This is a genomic window from Haloarcula sp. H-GB5, from assembly GCF_054850705.1.
The window spans coordinates 929309-949307 of record NZ_JBTWBG010000002.1; the positions used below are offsets into that span (position 1 = coordinate 929309).

Below are 19999 nucleotides of genomic sequence, written 5' to 3' on the forward strand. Positions count from 1 at the left end.
TATCGATCGATCGTTAGGACTCGCTATGCGCCCGCTTCAGCCGCGTCTTCGGGCATCGGCTCGCGCGATTCATCGCTGGTCTCATTGCCCTGCTGAATCGATATCGGCTCCAGTTCGACGGTTGCGGCGTCGTCGTCCTCGCCGATGACCTGTCCTTCGGTGACCCCGGTAGTGCCGGTGAATCCGGTCCGTTCCCCGTTGTTGGTCCCGACTGCGGTGAACTGGTACTGGGTCTCAGCACGGACGCTCACGTTCGTGTAACCCTCGTCAGTCCCCCAGTCGTCGTACCCAGTGGTCGAGTAGGGAACGGTCATCTCGAAGTTCCCGTTCTGATCTGTCTTGGTCTGCTGGCGGTAGATGAACGTCTTGTTCGTCGCCGGATTGCGCATCCGCACGGCGGTCTGGACTGTCGTGTTCGCCGGTCCGGTCCCTTCGACCGTCGCCCCGGGCACGCGCTCGAATATCTTCGTCCAGGCGGAGTGCCGGTACTGCGGACTGTTCGGGAATGCCTCGGTCTCACTGGAGCCGACCAGGCGGTAGTGCTCCAGCGCGGGCACCCGCTCGCTCGGGTTGTCGCCGAAACCACCCAGTTGCGAGGTCGTGTCCTGCTCGACGTACTGACGGGCCTGTTCCATGCTCTCGAACTCGCGGACAATCCGTCCCTGTTGCAGGCCCTCCGGTTCCTCTTCGCTGGTCGGCGCCCCGCGGTACTGCGCCCCCTGGCTTGTCTGCTTGTTCTCCCAGTCAATGACGATCGGTCGCGGCTCCGCGGCGCTGCCGTGGAACCGGTACAGTCGTGCCACCGTCGTCTCGTAGTAGGCCTGCTTCTGGAACGTTACCTGACGGACCCCGCTGCCCTGTGACTGGACGTACAATCGACTGTAGTAATCACTGGCCTCTACGCCGTCGACGAATGCTGGTGGTGCGAAGAACTTCCCGCGGTAGGGTTGGTTCCCGTTCGTCTCTGCCATCCGCCAGTCCACGGCAATGTATCTGGTCTTCGCGTCGTCCTCGTCCGTGCTGTCGAGGACGTTGTTGGCCTGCGTTTCATTCTGTGCGATCAGGAACGGCGCAGCCGTGTCGGTTCCCTGCTGGAAGGGGTTCGCATTCGGAACCCGTTCGGCTCTGGTGGTAATCCAGTGCCCGTAGTCCCACCACGACAGAACGCCGTATTCCCCTTCTTGATAGTCGAAGTCTTCCTGTTGCTGGTAGGTGCCGTAATAATCGAGTGTCGCGTCACCACCGGAGCCGTACGCCCCTTCCGCGGGCGTGTTCTCTTCCATCCACTGCAGGCTCTCGTCCCAACCCTGAATACTCGGCCCGGGACCGGTCGAGCCGGCTTCGACCGGCGTCGTGCCGAAGGCGAACAGCGGAACGACGATGACGAGCAGTACCGTGAGAATTGTCATGACCTGATAATATTCGACGCCGTCGTCGGCGCTGAAATCGAACCAGCGGATGAATCGGCCGACGACCAGCCCTGACAGCACTGCAATCGGCGCAGCCAGATAGTACGCGAACCGCTGCTGGGTAAACGCGGCCAGTAGAATGAACACTGCCCAGACAACAACGAGCAGCTCCTCGGCGGGCGCGTCGTCGGAGAGGAACTGCTTTCCGAGCAAAAACAGGCCACCGATCGCCGCAACGATGACAGCGAACCCGTGTGCGTCGAACAGGACGCTGGCGTCCCGTAGCGGGGCGGCTTCACCGACAGTGCCGGCCGTTTCGCTGATACTGAATCCGACGACCCTTGTTACGTTCCGCGTGAAGAAGTCCCACAGACTCGGAGTCAACACTGCCATCAGAACGGCCCCGACAGCGAGGATTGCGAACACGGTCGCTGGATACACGTACCGGCCGTACTCGCGCTGCTCCATGAATCGGGCTAGCCACGCCATGAACACGCAACCGAGGCCGACAGCCAACGCCAGTCCCGGCTGTAGCAGGGACTGAGAGGTTGCTGTGACCTCTAGGACGGTAATTCTCGATGCACTCACCACAGCGGCAGTTGCCATCGTGATTGCGCCCGCGATAGCCGTGTGTTCCGGGCTGCTGTCGTGAACATATTCCAGACACAGTCGGATCAGGAAGAAGACGCCGAGTATCCCGAGAAGGAGTACACCGGGCGGCCAGACCCAGAGATACATCGCAATTGCCACACCGGCCAGCATGGACCAGCTGATGGTATCCCGGAGTGCGTCTATATCTCGTTCGATGAACTGCTCGTAGATCGGTTTGTCCCGCGCGGCGACGCTGACGGCCACCATGACGCCAAGGACGCCGAGTGCTTGGAAGAGGGCTTCTGCGACGTGGTGGTCGGAGAACCCGACGAGGCTTCGTCGTAGGAGCCACCCCGTCGAGAATGCCATCACAGTAACTGCAGTTACGCCGCCGAGGCGGCCGCCGAGTCGCCGTCCGATAAGGTACGTCGGAATCGCAACGAGCGTCCCGAGTACGGCGGGAGCAAACAGGAGCGTCATTGCAACAGTCTGATCGCTGGGCGAACCTAGACCGACAATCAGGGCGACCGTTGCGACGATCTGATCGAACAGCGTCCCGAACTGCCCGTTACTGGTCCCGTATGGGAACGCCGTCCAGGGGTCGAACGGCATCGTCGCGGGCCAGTTGTTAACGACGTACTGGGTCGATCGGTAGTGATACCATGCGTCGTTCCCGCTGAAGAGTACCTCGCCGTCAACAATGAAGTTCTCCCAACTCTGGACACGATTCCACAGCATGAACCCGAGCAGTACCAGGAGGCCCGGAACGTGGTACCAGCGCTCGGCCCACTCCAGGGCGGACTCGAGTTCGGGGTTGTCGTCAAGATAGCCCCGTGATTGACTCATTGCACGGAAAAACTGCCAAGGCGCGCATAAGCCTTTTGACCTCTATGCGAGCGCAGGATGGAAACGCCTAACAGCACCGGTGGCACACCACCGACCATGCGAGTCTCGGTCGTGCTCTGTACGCACACGATGGAGCGATACGACGACTGCCGGGCGGCGGCCGAGAGCGTCTTAGCCCAGACCTACGACGACGTGGAACTGGTGCTAGTCTCGGACGGTGACCGGGACGTGTACGAACAGTACGCGTCTGACTTCGGCGACCGTGACGACGTCCTGACTCACTGTAACGACGAAAACGTCGGGCTGCTAGAGAGCCGGAACAACGGGGCCGAAGTCGCTACCGGAGACGTTGTCGCGTTCATCGACGACGACGCGATCGCCGATGAAGAGTGGATGGAGGCGCTAGTTGATGCCTACGAACGGCACGACGCGCTCGCGGTCGGCGGCCGGATGACGCCGGCGTGGGTCGCCGGCAAACCCAGTTTTCTGCCCGCGGAGTTCTACTGGCTCATCGGTGTCACACACCGCGGCTTCGGACCGAACGGCGACCCCGACGAACCCGGCGTTGTTCGCAACACCTTCGGCTCGAACATCTCCTTCGACCGGGACGTGTTTCTCGAACTGGGCGGTTTCGACGACGATATCGGCGGCCGCCAGGGCGAAAAGAACCTGCAGGGTGGTGAGACGGAACTCTGCGCGCGCCTGCGATCGGAATACGACGAAGGTGTGTACTACACACCGGATGCGCTCGTCGCCCACAAGATATTCGACTACCGGACCGATCCCGGCTGGCTTGTCGACCGCGCGTTCTGGCAGGGGTACTCGAAGCGCGGGATGGAAGTGTTCGTTCCCGAATCGACCGGTGAGGAGTCCGATTTCCTCGGAGACCTGCTGTTTCGGTTCCTCCCGTCACGTCTCCGTGAACTAGTTGCGTCCCCGTCGCTCGGCGCAGTTCTGCAGCTGTTCTTTCTCTTTCTTCTCACCGGCAGCGTCGGCGTCGGATACCTTTACGGAATGTACGTCTGGCGGTAGCCGTCGCCTCCAGAACGTTACTTCTGTAACAGTCGTTTAGTTCAACACCGAATCCAGGACTTCGGTCGCCTCGCCGATAGTCAGGACGCCGGAGATGTGGCTCCCGAGCGCATAGACGCCCAGTCCAACGAGCGGGAGGACGCTCAGGTCAACAAACCACGGACCGTACGGTTCCAGTGCGAGCAACAGCAGGGTCGTACCGACGCCGAGGACGAGAACTCGAACAGCCGGGAACCCGGTGAGCGGCCTGAGGCCGACGTTGCGCGCGGCTAAAACGTGAGTCACCGCCATGAGTCCGTACGCCGTCGAGGTGCCGATAGCTGCGCCGACGATGCCGACACGCGGTATCAACAGCACGTTCAGGACGACGTTGACGACCACTGACGCCCCCGTTGCGAGCAGTAATTGTCGCAAGTGCCCACCTGCCTGCAACACCGGCCAGATAACCCGTGCGACAGCAAAGCCCAGCACGCCCGGCAAGAGTACCTGTAGGGGGCGGACGCTGGCCTCGTATGGCGCACCGAAGTACACGGTGAGGAACTGCTCGCCCAAGACGAACACGCCGGCGACGAGCAAAACCGTTAGAACGATGACGTATCGGAGGAGCCGTGACAGCAGTGAGGTAAGGCGGTCTATCTGTCCGTCTTCCCAGAGGTCCGCTGTCGACTGGATCATCACCATCTCCATCGCCACCGAAACGACCCACATGAACTCCGAAACCTGCAGCGCCGCCCGGTAGTGCCCGGTTTTCGTCGCGTCCCAGAAATGGCTGACCAGCAGAACATCGACTTTGTACATGCTCGTCAACAGGAGCGTAAGCGCCATCGACTGAACACCGAACCGAACCAGTGGTCGCGTATACGTTTTGAGAGCTAAGCGACGAACGGACGGGAAGACACCAGCCTCACGGAACGCCAGTGTCGTCGAAAGAATTCCAGTGAGCAGAAACCCTGTCGCGAAGCCGGCAAACACACCCGGAACGCCGTACCCGGCACCCGCGAGCGTGAGTCCCACGACAGCGAGGATGACAGACCGAGCAGGGACGAGGGGTTCAGCGAGCTCCTCCCGTTTGTACGCGTGGAGAACGCCGCGACCGAAGTAGTACAACTGCTCACCGATGACCGCACCGAGCATCAGATACAGGGCAGACTGGAGTGTTCCGTCGGCAAACCAGGTGATGAGCCCGATCAGGGCTGGAATCCCGACAAGCAGGCTCACAGCGTGAAGTACGAACGATGTCGTGACAACGCTCGTTCGGTCGTCACCGGTCTCCCGCGACGCGTACGTCTTGGTCGCTTCGAACAGGCCGAGGTTCAGTATCTTCCGGCTCGGAAGGAAAATCGCCATCACCAGCGCGTAGGTCCCGAACCCGTCCTGGCCAACGGTACGGACCAGTAACGGGATGAAAACGGCGAACGTCAGGAGCCGGCCGAGGTCCCCTGTAAAGACCGAAAGGTATCCTTTCAGAATGCTACCGTCATCGGCCATCACTCGACGTAACCGAGGTCGCGCATCTGTTGTTTGAGGTCTTCGTCCACGTCGTTGCGCTCGACGTCGACCGTTTCGCCGTCCCGGACCATCGACACATCTGAATCGCGGCTCACGATCTTCGTCTCGAAGTCCTGCCACGCGACGGTCGTCGTTCCGTGCCACGGCGCGATAGTGAGCGTCTGATCTCGTGGCGTCTCACGGACATCTTTCCCGTGCCACCCGGAGGGGATCTCGCCGCCGACTGCACCCAGTAGTGACGGCGCGATGTCGAGAACGCTGAGTGGCTCACACAGCGAGAGGTCGTTCGTCGCCACAGGCACGGTAGTCAGCGTGTCGACCACCCGTCGCCGCTGTGGCTGGTGGAAGTAGTGACCATCTTCGCCGAACTCGTCGCCGTGATCCGAACTGAACACGACGAGTGGGTCCGACGAGTCAACGGAGTCGACGAGGCGCTTTATTTCGGCATCCGCCCGAGAGAGGGTCTGGCGGTACTTTTGCGTAATCGTCTCCTTTTCGTCCGCGCTGAGTTTTTCAGGGGCGAACAGCGCCTTTCGGTCGATCTCTTTCGGTACGGCATCGTCGCCGAGACCGTACGGACGATGTGTCCCCATCATGTGGAGCCACATGAACCGCGGCCCCGACTCATCGTTGAACGCCGTGATCGCGTTGTCGATGAGTTCGTCGTCGGGAAGGCGATTTGATAACTTCGCGTGAGGTGGTCGGAAGCGGTGGTAGACTTTTCGAATGAGGTCGAACTGTGACGCGAACTGGCGAAGAGGATTGCCGCGATTGCCTGCGTCACAGTAATTCTCGTACACGTCGAACCCGGTATCGAACCCGAATCGTGGATCAGTGTGGGGCGACGAGGAGAGACCGATCGTCGTGTATCCGGCCTGCGAGAACGCTTCGGCAACTGTCGGGGATACCGCGCGGGACTCGATAGCCCCCTGATACGACGCAGTGAGAATACTGGCGAGGCTGGGGCGCGTGTAGTGGGCTCCGGTCACGCCCCGATGTTGCGAGAACGTAGAAACGAACTCCATTGCGTCCACAAAATCATAGCGGACAGAGTCTGCGGTAACGAAGATGACATCTCTCATTGCTACCAGCACTGACTGAGAAACACTTGAGTCCTGCGATCAGTCCACGTACCCGAGGTCTTCCAACATCTCTTGGGTATCGGCATCAACGTCCTGACCGCTGACTTCGTTTCCGGCGCTATCCCACACCTGTAGCTTTTCGTGGAGGGCGTCGTACGGCGTTTCATCGGTCGCTCCGGCCGCGACGAGGTCGGTCTCTTCACCGGGGTCAGCGGACAGGTCATACAGTTCGTGATCGGACCCCTCACGAATCAGTTTCCATCCCGGCGTGCGGAGGCCGATTGACTCCGTGAACTCCGGATAGGCCGTCAGGAACGCGTCACGATCACCCGGCGGCGTGCCGTCGTCGTTCTCACGAACGCTCCGTCCCTCAAACTCCGCCGGTACTTCGACATCCAGCAGGTCCAGCACTGTCGGCGCGATGTCGATCGTCCGGACCTGATCGGAGACGGTTTCCGGTTCGATATCCGGATGGTGGAACGCGAGGGGGACGTGGAGTTCCTCGTCGTAGAGCTGGCGGCCGTGACCCGTGTATCCGTGGTCGTCCAGCGCCTCGCCGTGGTCGGCGGTAAGGATCACGAGTGTCTCTTCGCGGAGGTTCCGCGCTTCGAGTTCGTCGAGTAGCTGCTGGACGTACCCGTCGACGAGCTTCATCGCCGCTGTGTACTCGTCGTGGGATTCGAGGTCGCTGCGGTCGTAGTTGCGCGGCTCGTGCATATCGAAGTAGTGCACCCAGCCGAAGAAGGGGCTGTCAACGCGGTCGAGCTGGTCGACAGCGTCCTGTGTCACGCTCTTGGCCGTTCGGCAATGCAGTCTGATGAGTCCCGTCTGGCGTAGAAGCGACTTGAGGTTCCACTGCTCCGTGCCGATATTCTTCACTGCGCCGAACACCGTATTGAACGTCTTCGTGTCGTATATCCGGCTTAAAATCGGATACAGCGTGTCGTAGGAGCCGCCGCCGTCGCAGTACTCGTCGAATCCGCGTCCGAGCCCCGAGTGTTCGTCACTGAGGTGATCGACGCTGACGACACCGAACGTGTCGTTCCCGGCCTCCTGTATTTCCTCCGCTAGTACGGGCACGGATTCGTCGAGCCCCCAGCCATTCTCCTGCACGCCGTGCGTATGGGGGTACGAGGCTGTCATGAATGACGTGAGACTCGGGTCGGTGGTGTTCGCAACGGTGAACGCCTGATCGAAGTACAGGCCATCCGTTGCGAGTCGTTCGAGCGTCGGGACGATGCCCTCGGAGATTCCCCGCTGAAGCCAGTCTTCACGGAGACAGTCGATACTAACGAGTAATACGTTCTCGATAGTGTTTGAGTCGAAATCTTGCATTGTCAGTCTTCACCGATGATGGCGTTAACGCGGTACGGTTGCTCGTCCCGATACTGCTGTTTCACGATCATCTCTGCGAGGAACCCGAACATCACGAGCTGTACGCCGAATATGACGAGAGCGACAGTCAGAATCAGCCGCGGGACGTGCGGTGCAAGTGACTCTCCAAAAGCGTACTTGAGAAACACCATGTGGGACCCGATGAGGCCACCGACCGTCATCAGAACCAGTCCGATACCACCGAAGAAGTGCGACGGACGGGTGGAAAACCGGTTCCAGAAGACGTGAAACAGGAGGTCGACGAACCCTTTGACCAGCCGTTTCATGCCGTACTTCGTCTCACCAGCGGTCCGTGGCCGGTGGTCGACGGGCAGTTCCGTTATCTTGTACCCGCGTTTGTGTAACTTCGCCGGGATGTACCGGTGGCCCTCTCCGTAGAGGTCTATCTCTTTCAACCCCTCTGCCCGGTACGCGGTCAGTGTACAACCGAAGTCGTGAATATCCGGGCCGGTCAGCATCGCCAACCGTGTCTGTATCGCCGAGGGAATGGTTTTCGAGAGCGGGTCGTCGCGGTCGCGTCGCCACCCGCTGACGCAGTCGTACCCCTCTTCGAGTTTCGTGAGAAGCTTCGGAATGTCTGTCGGGTTATTCTGGCGGTCAGCGTCCATCGTGACGATGTACGCTCCCGTAGCGTAGTCGATTCCAGCGGCCAGAGCGGCGCTCTGCCCGAAGTTGCGTCGAAGTAAGACCCCCGTCACTTCGTCACGGTCTGTCGCGATCTCCCGTATCGTCTCGGCCGTCCCGTCCGTGCTCCCGTCGTCAACGATAACTATCTCGTACGGGCCGTACGTCGTATTGTCGCGGAACGTAGACTGAATCTCGTCGATCAGCGGCTCCAGATTTTCGGACTCGTTATACGCAGGAAGCACGACAGATGTCTGGACGTCACTGTCGGTGTCTGTCGCTGATACGACCGACCCATCCGGCACGCTCCCTGTCTTTGCCATTCTGAGGCTCTGTATGTGCTACAAGATGCGCATTTATTAACAGTTGCCATTTGCTACCCGGACGAGCAATGTCAATACCGTAGATATTACGATAATTATCGCCTTAGACTTGTGTTTAGTCTTCTATCTGATCGATAAAAACACGCACCCGAACTCGACACAGAGACCGCTGATCAGGACGCCGTCTCGTAGAACCGTACAGACTATTACAGTCAGTGGTCAATCACGAGGAAATGCCCTCTAGTCCGTGGAACAGAATCAGCAAGTCGGTCCGACGTGAGCCGTTTGTGCCGCTCATTGCGATCGCTGCGTTCCTGCTGATGGTCTTTGGCACCTGGCGACTCCGCCCACATCTGACGTTTCCGGACGAGACCGGTGCTATCGAACTCGCTCTCAGGATGGGATACGAGCAGAACCCGTTCATAGACAACTTTCGGAAAGGAGGGAACCTCCATCTCTACCTTCTAGCGCTCTCCTTTGTCCCGGTGACGCTGTACTGGCTCGCGACCGGCCAGTTTGGCGAAATCATCTCGGGCGCTGCTAACGTCGGGAGTTCACCGAGTTGGGGCGTATCCCCGGACCTGCTCAGAGCCTTCTACGACGTGCTGTTCGCCGGTCGGCTTGTCTCTGTCGTGTTCGGTGTCGGGGCCGTGATCGTCCTCTACTATCTCGGTCAGGAGCTACTGGACCGCCGTGCCGGAATCCTCGCATCGACATTTCTGACGTTCACTGTCGGGTACGTTCACACCGCCCATTACGCGACTGAAGACATCCCGATGACGTTTTTCCTCATGCTCGGGTTTCTGCTAACGGTTCGTGCGTTTCACTCAAGAGATACCCGAACACTGCTGGCCGCTGCACTGGTCGCTGGTCTAGCAGCGTCGACAAAGGCGACTGCTGGGCTCCTCGTCCTCCCTCTCGCTATCGTGATCATCGAGCGTCACTGGGACGAATCGGGAAGCATTGTCGAGTTCATTACGGCAGCGTGGAAATACCCGACGCTGACGATACTCGGATACGTGACGACAACTCCGTCGATCTTCTTCCATCCAGTTTCGTGGGCCAACGAGATTTCCCGGTACGTCGTTCGCAGCACGAGCGAATCAGTGTCGTACAACTGGTCCGATCCCGGGTGGCTCATCCAGCTTGCACACCTCGCCGAGGGGCAGGGGATTGTGCTGTTCCTGTTCTCGATGCTGTCTGTGCTGCTCGTCGTCGCCTTCCTTCTGCGGGGCACTCTGGACAATGCGCTCTGGTTGTTGCTTCTCTATGCGATCCCGTACTTCGCAGTTATCATTCAGGGGAACATGACACAGTTCCCCCGGGTGATGCCACTGTTCCCGATTCTCGCAGTTCTCGCTGGCGTCGCCGGGTCCGAGCTAACCCGATCCACTCGTTCCGTCCGGGTGGTCGGAATCGGACTTCTCACCCTCGCCGTTGTCTTTTCGGGGGTCCACACTGCCGCCGGTGTCGCTGATATCAGTCAGTCACGGCAGGAGGCGACCGAATGGACGCACGCCAATCTAGATAGCTCCGATTCTGTCGACGTGTATTCTCAGCGGGTGTACCTCCCGGAGTTCCCCGAAGAAGCGACCGTGAACCGCTACGTCATCCACTCGACATTCCCCCGTGAAGAGTGGCAGCCAGGTCTCGAGCGTCTGGACTGTAACGCGCCCGAGTACGTCGTACTCTCTAGCTACCACTACTTTCGCTTTTTCAAGGATCCGTCCGTATACCCGAATGTAACTGAACGCATGTCGGCGCTGTTCGCCGAGGAGGACTACGAGATTGTCCGAACGTTCGGCCCGCCAGTAGACACCGAACTCAGCGCGGAGCGAAAATTCAGAGACAGTGCCGGGCTTTCGTCGTTCCCCGAGGACGGGAACCCGACTATCGTTGTGCTGAAACGGATAGACGATGAACCGACCTGCTGATGACAACTGTCTGCAGCAATCACTCGCGGCACTCTGTTCGCTCCGGCTACCCACCCCATGTGATAGCAAGCGGATCGTCCGTGATACTGATCGGGGGCGGAATCTGTGACTGACGAATCGCTCCCGAGCGTCTGCGTCGTAACTCATCCCCTTGCTGCTGCCGGGGAAAACGCCACACGAAGCCTGCTTGATATCCTGTCGGCTGTGACATCGGTCGCGCTCGTGACAGCTGACTTGCCGGCTGATTCCGAGATTCGCGACCGGCATGAACTCGTCGAACTAACGCAGAAAGGCGCGGGTGACTCTGTCGTCACCGCTGCGGTCCGGTTCCTGCTGAATCAACTCCGGATGTGCCGCGTCATAGCCGACCGTGACGAAGACGTAGTTCTGTTTTTCGGGGCAACGTCGTACCTGTTACCGATTATTGCGGCTCGGTTGCTCGGTAAAACGGTTCTCGTTGAACCTCGCGGCGACGTACCGCTAACGCTCCGGCTGAACTGGGAACAGCAGTTGCCCGATCAGGTGGCCGCCGGGCTCGCCGGCGCGGTGCGTGCGCTGGAACGGGCTGGCTTCGCCGCGGCTCACGGCGTCATCACCTACACGCCGGAGATGGCTCGCCAGCTAGACCTGCACCCGGAGGCTCCGGAGGTGTACCCCACAGGCGCGCGCTACGTCCGGACGGACGAGTTTTGTGTTCAGCAACCCTACGCTGATCGCGACCGCATCGTTGGGTTCCTCGGGCGACTCGACGAGGAGAAGAACATCCGTGAACTCGCTGCTGTCGCCGCCGAGCTACCCGCCGACGTGACCTTCCGATTCATCGGCGACGGTGACCTCCGGGCGTGGCTGGAATCCGAACTCGCGTCAGAGATCGACCGCGGCGCAGTCGAACTCACCGGCTGGGTGGATCACGACGACGTGCCGGACCAGCTGAACGACCTCTCGCTGCTCGTGTTGCCGTCACAACCGACTGAAGGACTTCCGACGACGATTCTGGAAGCCTTAGCCTGTGGGACACCGGTACTGGCCTCGCCGGTTTCGGGCGTCCCCGACGTCGTCCGTGAGGGCGATACCGGCTTCCTGCTCGATTCACAGGAGGCAGCCGTTCTTCGCGAGACGATACTCGAGATTCTCGAACGAGATGGCCTAGACAGGATCAGTGAGAACGGACGTGACCTGATCGAGTCCAAGTACAGTTTTGAAGCGGCCTGTGAGCGGTACAGATCGATACTCAAGCAACTGTAGGTGTGGCAGCTATAGCCATTTCGCTAACTGGCCCGCTACCTGTGGCCACACACAGTCTGATTCTGTGCGTTACCGCCGTATACTCCGATTCACTACTGCGATTACAGAGATATCAACAAATTCTAATAACGTCTTGTGTATCTCCTGATGTATACAGATGCGAATCGGACAAACATCGTTCATCTCTTTCGTTTCGAAGGGGCTCTCTTCTGCGGCTGGCTTCATTGCGACAATCCTGTTCGCACGGCTACTCGGTCCGGAAGTCCTCGGCAAGTACTATCTCTTGCTCTCTATCGTCGCGTGGCTCTCGCTTCTCGGTTCGATCGGGATCGGCAGTGCAATCACGAAGCGAGTCAGCGAGGGCACGGATATCGGGGAATACAAGCTTGCAGGGGGGCTTACGATTGCAGTTATCGGTGTCATAATCATTGTCGGTCTGTTGCTCTTTCAGGACCTTGTCACCAGCAGCTTCGAGGTTGACCGCATCGGATTCGTGATTATCCTCCTCGCTGTCGGATTGCTCGGGTCGTACGTCGACGCGATGCTCAATGGAGCCCACAAGGTTCACCTCGCGGCGGTACTCAAGGTTGCGCGAAGAATCGCCAGAACGGCTCTACAGGTCGGTGGCGTACTTCTCAGCTTCGGCTTGACTGCACTCGTAATGGGGTATGCGCTGGGTGGCCTTGTCCTCGTGATCGGCGGGCTCTACGTTCTCGGTGGTCCGTACCGTTTGCCACAAAAAAAGCACTTTGAACGGCTTATCGACTACGCGAAGTACGCCTGGATGGGGCGGCTCGAAGGAAAAACATTCCAGCAAGCCGACGTTATCATTCTCGGACTGTTTGTGCCGAGTTCGCTCGTTGGGGTCTACGGTGTCACGTGGAATGTTGCGAACTTCCTCATCATTTTCAGTACGTCCATCAGTGGCGCGCTGTTTCCAGAACTAAGTAAGCTGTCGGTAGACGACCGGGACCAACAGGTCGCGTCCCTCGTCGAGGACGCGTTATCCTACACCGGATTGGTAACGATACCTGGCCTCGTCGGTGGGCTACTGTTGTCCAACCGCATCCTTCGGATCTACGGTGACGAGTTCGCACAGGGGGCACAGGTTCTCGGACTCCTCATCCTCTCAGTGTTGTTCTACGGCTATCAAAAGCAGTTCACGAACGCACTCGGGGGCATCGACCAGCCGAAGGCTGCGTTCAAAGTAAACGGGATACTGATCGCTTCGAACGTGGTGCTGAACGCGGTCTTGGTCTACTCTATCGGTATGATCGGGGCTGCGCTGGCGTCTGCGACGTCCTCGGTGCTGAGCTTGATCGGCGGCTACTACATCCTTGGCAGACACATCGATTTCAGCGTTCCCGTCGCAGAAATCTCGCGGCAAATCGGGGCAACAGTGGCGATGGGTGTACTCGTCACCGTCCTCAACGGTGCGCTGGCGCGAGCGAACGACCCGTTCCCCAACGAGATCGCTACGACCGCACTCATTATCCTCGGGGCGGCCACCTATTTCGCAGTGCTAGTGTCTATCTCCTCTCAGTTCCGAACTGTCGTTCTCGACAACGTCCCAAAGGTCGCCTCGCTGCGGTAGCTGGTGAGACCGATTACCGGAGGTATCCCAGTTCTTCTAGCTGCTGTTCGACATCGTCGTCAAGTGCCTGTTCGTCCGCTTGATCCTTCCGAACGCCCTTGTCTTCGAAGCTGTCGTAAACGGTCCCGAGCGACGGCTCCTCGTCGTCCCGCGGATATGACACCTGCGCGTCCTCTATCAGAACCGTCCGCGCGGTTGACCCGTGGTCGGCGTCCTTTCGCACGTCGTCTCCAGCCTGTCGATAGACTGCTCGCCACGGGCCGCCGTACTTCGATCTATCCTGGCACGACGCCGGGAGCACTCGCTCGGGCTGTTCGAGCCGATGCGTCATAGCGATTGCACGGTCGTCTACGGTAAACGAACCACGCTCGCCGGCCACTTCGTCCCTGACAACATCGGGGAGCCGAGTGAGGCTCGCGATCCGGTTTTCGACGACGCCGTCTGACTCGCCCGGTCGCCGCACGACGAGTGGCACATGCGTCTGTACCTCGCTGATGCCCCAGCTGTGATCCGCAACCTGAACACGGGGGTCGATTCGGCTTCGTTCACCGAACCCTTCGCCGTGATCGCTCGTGATGACGAGGAGCGTGTCGTCCAGATCGCCTCGCTCCTCGAGCGCCGCGGTGAGATACTCCATCGCAGCATCGAGTTGCCTGATGCACCCGTCGTAGAGGCTCTCCACTGCTCGGAGTTTCCACCAATCTCCGTCTGTCACGATCTCCCGTGACGGCGGGGCTGACAGGGAGTCGTGGAGGGCCTGTAGCTCGCTACCGCCCCACTGGTCGTACTCCGGCATCGGTTCGTACGGGTAGTGCGCGTCCATCAGGTTGAGACACGCTGCCCACGGACCGTTCTGCGATCCTGACCAGTCCAGAAACGAATCGATGTATTCTGTGGCCGATTCGTCTTCGGCCTCGGTTCCGCCGTCGTAGTACTGGAAGTACAGCCCGTTGATGACCGACCGCAGTGGCGCATCGCTGTTGAAGCACCGGGTGAGGTACTCCCGGTTTGTCTGGTGACCTTCAATATCCGAGGGCGCGATACCGGCTTCGAAGTAGCGATGTCCGGGATCTTGCCGCGGCCCGTCGACAGTCTGGAACGGTTCGGTCAGATTCGACGACACGCCCACCACCACGTTCGGTGTGAAGATTCCTGTTTCGTACCCGTAGTCCGCCGCGAGTTCGTGCCAGATCGTGCTCTCTGGGTCAAGCTCTGATTCGTGCTTAGTCACGCCGTGCTCGGGGACGTGATAGCCGGTAAAGATGCTCGCGTGGCTTGCGACGCTGTGAATGCTCGGCGCACGCGCCTGTTCGTACACCTCAGCTTCGTCGGCAAACCGTTCGAGAAACGGCGTTGTCCGGGCGCCGCTCCCATAGAGACTCATATTTCTCGCCCGGACACTATCGAGAATGACGAGGAGAACGTTCGGCGAATCCATTGCGTTGAGTGACTGGAGTCGCAATAATATGTCTTTCGTGACCTACAGCGTGCAAACTATCGAGTGCAGCCAATGCCAAAACGCCAGACATAACGGTTAACTCTCCCACTGCTCCATCACCACTCATGCCGCGGGTTCTCGTCGGGCCGACAAAGGCGGATATGTCTAACGACGAATACGGAAAGAGCTACAATCTCTTGAATAACCTCCACGACGACGAGTTCACTGTCGATACATACACGCGGACGGTTTCCGACCGGCTCGACCCCGAGAACGTCACCGTGTATCCGCTCGGTGGCTCCAACCGGATCACGTACTACGCGAAATTATACCGGACGCTCTTGAGAGAGCTCCGCAACGGTCCTGTGGACATCTACCACCACATGAACCTCAGCTACCGGTGGTTCAATCCGCTTCTGGTTTCAGGTCTTCAGGGGGATGTCCCCGTCGTTATCGGGCCCTGCCAGGCGGGACACGCAATCATGGCCGAAGAGTTCAATCGTATGGTCTCCTCCTGGATCGGGTCAGATCTGCCGCGCCCACTGACAGACCCGCTACACGGGGCTGTCGACGCAACGCGTGATGTGGTGCTTGACCCACCCCGGATGGACTTATTCAAACGGACGCTTGCGGCCGCAGATCGGGTCGTCGTCGTCCACGAGGAAGCCCGAGAAGTGTACGCCGATTTTGTCGACGAGTCGAAACTCCGGACGATACCGCTCGGTGTCGACCCGGACTTTTTCGAGTACAGCGAGCCCGCCGATTCCAAGGAACTCGTGGCTATCGGGAGCCTCAGGGAACGGAAGGGCTACGACATCCTGTTCGAGGCGCTCGATAGCATCCGACAGGCGTATCCGGACGTCCATCTCAACGTCTTCGGCGATGGGCCACTGGAAGACGAACTGCACGCGCAGGTCGACCAGCTCGACCTAGAAGAGAACGTCACGTTCCACGGATACGTCGACCAGTCTATCGTCCGTGAACACCTCTCTCGGGCGCGTGCTTTCATCCACCCGTCGAGATCGGAGAGTTTCTCCCTCGTCCGTTTAGAAGCGATGTCGACCGGCTGTCCGGTGGTCGTCACCGACATCTCCGGGGCGCGCGAGATGGTCCGCGACGGGGAGGAGGGCTTTGTCGTTCCGATAGAGTCGCCGGCACCGATCGCTGACGCCGTCACCACCTTGCTTTCTGATTACGAACTCACGAAACAGATAGCCAGACAGGCACGAGACCGCATTGAGGAAAAGTACGACTGGCGGAAAATCGCGGCGGAGTACCTCAAACTGTACCGGTCGCTGTCTGGATAGGGCCGTAGCGCCGTCTATCGTCTGCATCGAAAGGTCTTAAGCCATCGACTGAGACGTTCGGGGTAGATATGGTCCTCGTAGTGCTGGGTATCGATGCACTCGACCCGGAACTAGTAGATTCGACGGCACATCCGAACTTGACGCTTGCCGACCACCACGCCATCGAGACGATCAGGAGCGTCGAAGGTGGCCCCAGCACCCACGAGCTCTGGCCGACGATTATTACGGGGCTCAGGCCCCCGGAACACGGCATCACGCTCGACGACGGCGTCGCGTGGGAGAATCCCATCCTCCGGTTCGGGAGCGCTGCCGCGGACTACCTCCTCCCGTCGGGGCTACAGACGCGTCTCGGAGCGTGGCTCCTGAACAACACCGAACAGGACGCGTTCCGGATTCCGGCGACCTACTATGAGGAGAACGATCTGACGACGGTGTTCGACGGTCGGGAGGCGGCACCGATCGGCATCCCCAACTATGTGATCGATCCGGACACAGAGGACCGCGAACACAGCCTCCGACGGAACCTCGGTGACCTCTTCGAGCGTGATCTCGAAGCGAAAGGCGGGCACTCGTCGACGGACCCGGCGCTGTTCTACGAGCAGTGTCTCGAAATGTCGATGGTTCGCCTCGCTCGCGCACGACGGGCGCTCAGAGGTGGCCGACATGAACTGGTGTTTGCATACACGAGCGGACTCGATCTCATTGGTCACGTCGCGTACGAACAGCCCTCGCTGCAGGACCGCGCCTACGAGGAACTCGACGAGTTCGTCGGGGAGGTCCGAGACGACCTCGGAGACGACGACGAACTACTGCTGGTAAGCGACCACGGCCTGCAGGACGGCGTCCACACCGACGAGGCGATGGTCGCTGGGACCGACCCCGACATGGTTGACGCGATCGAGAGCGTCGTCGATGTCCGGGCGGCTATCGAAGCCGAACTCGACGAGACCGACCACACGTCGACGCCGCAGGTGACAGCATCGGACGAGGGCAGTCGGTCGGGGGCGGAAGTCAAAGAGCACCTCGAAGACCTCGGGTACATGTAGCCATGTCGGACGAGCCAAACGTCCTGCTGGTCATCCTCGACAGCGTGCGGGCACAGAACCTCAGCGCCTACGGCCATGTCAACGAGACGACGCCGTTTCTGGACTCCTTCGCCACAGAGCGAGCAACGCTGTACGAACAGGCCCGAGCGCCCGGTGCGCGAAGCGTCACCAGCCACGCAAGCATCTTCTCCGGGCTACACGTCGAAGAACACGGTATCGTCTCGGCCGGGCATCGGCTCGACCCGTCGGCGTCGGTCTTCACGCAGCTGCGCGAAGACGGATACAGTACCGGCGTGTTTACCGAGAACGACTGGCTGACGGCCGTCGACGTCGGACTCCGCGACGGGTTCGACGAGATCGTCGGAGCGCGGAACGTCCCGTTCCCGGGCGCAGTCAACCCCCACGAATTCGTCTCAAACGAGGGCCGCGGACAGTACATGGAGTTCCTCAAACTCGCGCTGGGCAGTGACGCGCCGCTCCGGTCGCTGGCAAACGGCGCTGCGACGAAACTCCAGTCCGATTACAAGCGGTTCCTCCCGGATAGTGTCAGAGCGTCGACGCCGGCAGATGTCTACGTGGACTCGCTGCTGGACTGGAGCGACCGACAGGACGGGCCGTGGGCGGCGTGTCTCAACCTGATGGACGCCCACATTCCGTACGAACCGATGCCGGAGTACGACCAGTGGGGCGGCTCGGAGGCGTCGTCGCTACAGGCATCCTTCGAGGACCAGAAGTGGGACTTCAACGGCGGACATCGACCGTGGTGGCAGAAGAAGGCGGTCGAGTCATTGTACGACGGGGCAATCCGCCAGATGGACGCGGAACTCGAACGGCTTATCTCGGCGCTGGAACAGCGTGGCGAGCTCGACGATACTCTCCTCGTCATTACGAGCGACCACGGTGAGGGCTTCGGCGAACGGAGTGACGTTCGCCCGGGCGTCCGGGTCGCCGAACACGGCGTTGCGATTCACGACAGCGTGCTCCACGTCCCACTCATCGTGCGCTATCCGGGCCAGACCGAGTCCCGCCGGGTCGACCGCCCCGCGTCGCTGGTCGAATTTCCGCGAGTTGTGGACCGGGTTCGGGACGGCGACCAACAGACTGCCGGCTTCTGTCCTGACGGCCCGGTCATCGCGACCGCGGTCGGCCTCGACGAACCGCTGCAGGAACGTGCCAGTGCGTACGTCGAGGACCTGTCGCCGTGGACCGCCACCTCGCGAGCGGTGTTCGAAAACGACAGTGAGGGAGTTGTCAAATACTGTACTAACCGGGACCGCGCCGCCACAGTCGTCAGCCGCGACGCCCAGACCTCGTACAAGATAGCCGACGACGGTGCCGAGCACGTCGACCGCGCGTTCGAATCGATAGCGGAACTCGACGTCAAGACGGCAGGTGAAGACTTCGATGACCTTGACGACGGGACGTACCAGCGGTTGGAAGACCTCGGCTACGTCTGACGCTCCGTCGGGACGCTTTCGTACTCCCAGATCAGATCGAAGTAGCGCTTCATTCCAGCGACGAATGAGCCGTTGTCGGTAATCGCGGCCTGGCGCATGTGGTTGGGAATGTCCGGCTCCTCGACCAGTAGAATCGCTTCGCCGCTGTCGTAGTCCATGCTCGGGTCGACGAGCGTGCCGCGCCAGGGGAGCTTCTCCGTGCTGAACCGCAGGTCGACGGCGGGGAACTCCGTTGTCAGCCGGTCAACGATGTCGGCCTGTACAGCAGCTTTCTCCGTTGGGAGTGCATCGGGATGCAGAAAGAGAACGTTGATATCGACGCCGCGGTCGAGTGTCTCTGCCAGTGCGCGCTCGACGTTATCGAGGTAAGCGAAGCTATTGGTGATGACGCGAAGTGTCTCCTCTGCGTCGTCGTACAGCCGGCGGGTCTCGCGTTCGCTCGGTTCGCCCACGTCAACGACGTGGAACAGTTCGGCTGTCGGTGATATGTCTTCGCTCGCCCGTTCAAACCGCGGTTCGTACTCGGCGAGGAAGCTGTCGCGGTAGGAGTCGATGTCTGCGGTAAACGACTCGTATGACTGCCTGCGGTTTTCGACGGCCCGGTCGAGGATGTCGCCGGGAGATTTCGGCTGGTACTCCTTTGGACGGCCGGGGATCACCTTGATGAAGCCCCGGTCGGACAGCGACTCCAGCACGCCGTAGACGCGGGCTTTCGGGATGCCGCTGGCCTCCGCAAGGTTCGGGGCCGTCGTCCGGCCGAGCGAGAGCAACTCTTCCAGCGCCGTCGCCTCGTATTCGGTCAGCCCAACCAGGTCGAACACGTCCGCAGGGTCGCTCATACACGCCCATGTGTGGCAGGGGATGTAAAACGCGTCGCCCGACGCCGGAATCTATTAGTGGGTGGCGGCAAGTAGTTACTCGCAGAGTGAGTAACATGACTGCGACATCCCAGACAGAGGACGACGATCACCTGGCAGACATCGAAGACGGCTGTGGCTGTGCGGAGGTCTGGGAGCACATGAGCGAGCAGCGCGACGACTGATACGGTTGTCGTCGGCTATTCCCGGCTGTCACCGCTTTTTCGCCAATGACTGGCAAGGATCTGGACCGAAAACCCGGACGCGGCCAGACCCGCATTTATTTGCCTTCGGGTGGCTGACGTTGAAT

At 60.2% G+C, this 19999-nt stretch carries 14 protein-coding genes; 7 read left to right on the plus strand and 7 right to left on the minus strand.

Going from position 1 to position 19999, the window contains the following annotated elements:
* Nucleotides 1-23: 23 nt before the first annotated feature.
* A complete protein-coding gene (locus ACYJ11_RS12795) occupies nt 24-2846 on the minus strand; it encodes an oligosaccharyl transferase, archaeosortase A system-associated (RefSeq protein ID WP_461648044.1) in 2823 nt (940 codons plus the stop codon).
* 96 nt (nt 2847-2942) lie between these two features.
* Here ACYJ11_RS12795 and aglG point away from each other — a divergent pair, with 96 nt between their 5' ends.
* A complete protein-coding gene (gene aglG, locus ACYJ11_RS12800) occupies nt 2943-3878 on the plus strand; it encodes a glucosyl-dolichyl phosphate glucuronosyltransferase (RefSeq protein ID WP_461648045.1) in 936 nt (311 codons plus the stop codon).
* Nucleotides 3879-3914: 36 nt separating this feature from the next.
* Here the strand turns inward: aglG and ACYJ11_RS12805 are convergent, their stop codons facing one another.
* Genes ACYJ11_RS12805 through ACYJ11_RS12820 form a run of 4 tightly spaced genes read right to left on the minus strand, consistent with a single transcriptional unit; the run spans nt 3915 to nt 8811 of the window.
* On the minus strand, nt 3915-5366 hold the full coding sequence (locus ACYJ11_RS12805) for a lipopolysaccharide biosynthesis protein (RefSeq protein ID WP_461648046.1): 1452 nt from the start codon (nt 5364-5366) through the stop codon (nt 3915-3917).
* A complete protein-coding gene (locus ACYJ11_RS12810) occupies nt 5366-6469 on the minus strand; it encodes a sulfatase-like hydrolase/transferase (protein WP_461648047.1) in 1104 nt (367 codons plus the stop codon). Before ACYJ11_RS12810 ends, ACYJ11_RS12805 begins: the two co-directional genes overlap by 1 nt.
* Nucleotides 6470-6508: 39 nt before the next feature.
* Nucleotides 6509-7804, minus strand: a complete 1296-nt coding sequence (locus ACYJ11_RS12815) for a sulfatase (RefSeq protein ID WP_461648048.1) — start codon at nt 7802-7804, stop codon at nt 6509-6511.
* A 2-nt stretch (nt 7805-7806) separates the two neighbouring features.
* The gene (locus ACYJ11_RS12820; protein ID WP_421642430.1) at nt 7807-8811 is read right to left on the minus strand and encodes a glycosyltransferase family 2 protein; all 1005 of its coding nucleotides are present in this window, start codon (nt 8809-8811) and stop codon (nt 7807-7809) included.
* A 287-nt stretch (nt 8812-9098) separates the two neighbouring features.
* Between ACYJ11_RS12820 and ACYJ11_RS12825 the strand changes: the two genes are divergently transcribed.
* The 3 genes from ACYJ11_RS12825 to ACYJ11_RS12835 all read left to right on the plus strand — a co-directional run bounded on the left by ACYJ11_RS12825 (nt 9099) and on the right by ACYJ11_RS12835 (nt 13584).
* Nucleotides 9099-10745, plus strand: coding sequence for an ArnT family glycosyltransferase (locus ACYJ11_RS12825; protein ID WP_461648049.1), 1647 nt, complete (start codon nt 9099-9101; stop codon nt 10743-10745).
* A gap of 105 nt (nt 10746-10850) precedes the next feature.
* On the plus strand, nt 10851-11990 hold the full coding sequence (locus ACYJ11_RS12830) for a glycosyltransferase family 4 protein (protein ID WP_461648050.1): 1140 nt from the start codon (nt 10851-10853) through the stop codon (nt 11988-11990).
* Between the two features lie 157 nt (nt 11991-12147).
* Complete coding sequence (locus tag ACYJ11_RS12835; RefSeq protein ID WP_461648051.1) at nt 12148-13584, plus strand: flippase; 1437 nt, start codon at nt 12148-12150, stop codon at nt 13582-13584.
* Between the two features lie 13 nt (nt 13585-13597).
* Here ACYJ11_RS12835 and ACYJ11_RS12840 read toward each other — a convergent pair whose 3' ends face one another.
* A complete protein-coding gene (locus ACYJ11_RS12840) occupies nt 13598-15022 on the minus strand; it encodes a sulfatase-like hydrolase/transferase (protein WP_461648052.1) in 1425 nt (474 codons plus the stop codon).
* A gap of 125 nt (nt 15023-15147) precedes the next feature.
* Between ACYJ11_RS12840 and ACYJ11_RS12845 the strand changes: the two genes are divergently transcribed.
* The 3 genes from ACYJ11_RS12845 to ACYJ11_RS12855 all read left to right on the plus strand — a co-directional run bounded on the left by ACYJ11_RS12845 (nt 15148) and on the right by ACYJ11_RS12855 (nt 18832).
* Nucleotides 15148-16329, plus strand: coding sequence for a glycosyltransferase family 4 protein (locus ACYJ11_RS12845; RefSeq protein WP_461648053.1), 1182 nt, complete (start codon nt 15148-15150; stop codon nt 16327-16329).
* 68 nt (nt 16330-16397) lie between these two features.
* Nucleotides 16398-17375 carry an alkaline phosphatase family protein gene (locus ACYJ11_RS12850; protein WP_461648054.1) on the plus strand — a complete coding sequence of 326 codons (978 nt, stop codon included), beginning with the start codon at nt 16398-16400 and terminating at the stop codon, nt 17373-17375.
* A 2-nt stretch (nt 17376-17377) separates the two neighbouring features.
* Nucleotides 17378-18832, plus strand: coding sequence for a sulfatase (locus tag ACYJ11_RS12855; protein ID WP_461648055.1), 1455 nt, complete (start codon nt 17378-17380; stop codon nt 18830-18832).
* Here ACYJ11_RS12855 and ACYJ11_RS12860 read toward each other — a convergent pair.
* The gene (locus ACYJ11_RS12860) at nt 18823-19671 is read right to left on the minus strand and encodes a TrmB family transcriptional regulator (protein WP_461648056.1); all 849 of its coding nucleotides are present in this window, start codon (nt 19669-19671) and stop codon (nt 18823-18825) included. The genes ACYJ11_RS12855 and ACYJ11_RS12860 overlap by 10 nt on opposite strands.
* Nucleotides 19672-19999: the final 328 nt, after the last annotated feature.

Bases quoted from the DNA above. Each gene is read 5' to 3' on its own strand.
- ACYJ11_RS12805 (WP_461648046.1), bottom strand. From the start codon at position 5,366: ATGGCCGATGACGGTAGCATTCTGAAAGGATACCTTTCGGTCTTTACA.
- ACYJ11_RS12820 (WP_421642430.1), bottom strand. From the start codon at position 8,811: ATGGCAAAGACAGGGAGCGTGCCGGATGGGTCGGTCGTATCAGCGACA.
- ACYJ11_RS12860 (WP_461648056.1), bottom strand. From the start codon at position 19,671: ATGAGCGACCCTGCGGACGTGTTCGACCTGGTTGGGCTGACCGAATAC.
- ACYJ11_RS12835 (WP_461648051.1), top strand. From the start codon at position 12,148: ATGCGAATCGGACAAACATCGTTCATCTCTTTCGTTTCGAAGGGGCTC.
- aglG (WP_461648045.1), top strand. From the start codon at position 2,943: ATGCGAGTCTCGGTCGTGCTCTGTACGCACACGATGGAGCGATACGAC.
- ACYJ11_RS12840 (WP_461648052.1), bottom strand. From the start codon at position 15,022: ATGGATTCGCCGAACGTTCTCCTCGTCATTCTCGATAGTGTCCGGGCG.
- ACYJ11_RS12855 (WP_461648055.1), top strand. From the start codon at position 17,378: ATGTCGGACGAGCCAAACGTCCTGCTGGTCATCCTCGACAGCGTGCGG.
- ACYJ11_RS12845 (WP_461648053.1), top strand. From the start codon at position 15,148: ATGCCGCGGGTTCTCGTCGGGCCGACAAAGGCGGATATGTCTAACGAC.
- ACYJ11_RS12850 (WP_461648054.1), top strand. From the start codon at position 16,398: ATGGTCCTCGTAGTGCTGGGTATCGATGCACTCGACCCGGAACTAGTA.
- ACYJ11_RS12810 (WP_461648047.1), bottom strand. From the start codon at position 6,469: ATGAGAGATGTCATCTTCGTTACCGCAGACTCTGTCCGCTATGATTTT.
- ACYJ11_RS12795 (WP_461648044.1), bottom strand. From the start codon at position 2,846: ATGAGTCAATCACGGGGCTATCTTGACGACAACCCCGAACTCGAGTCC.
- ACYJ11_RS12815 (WP_461648048.1), bottom strand. From the start codon at position 7,804: ATGCAAGATTTCGACTCAAACACTATCGAGAACGTATTACTCGTTAGT.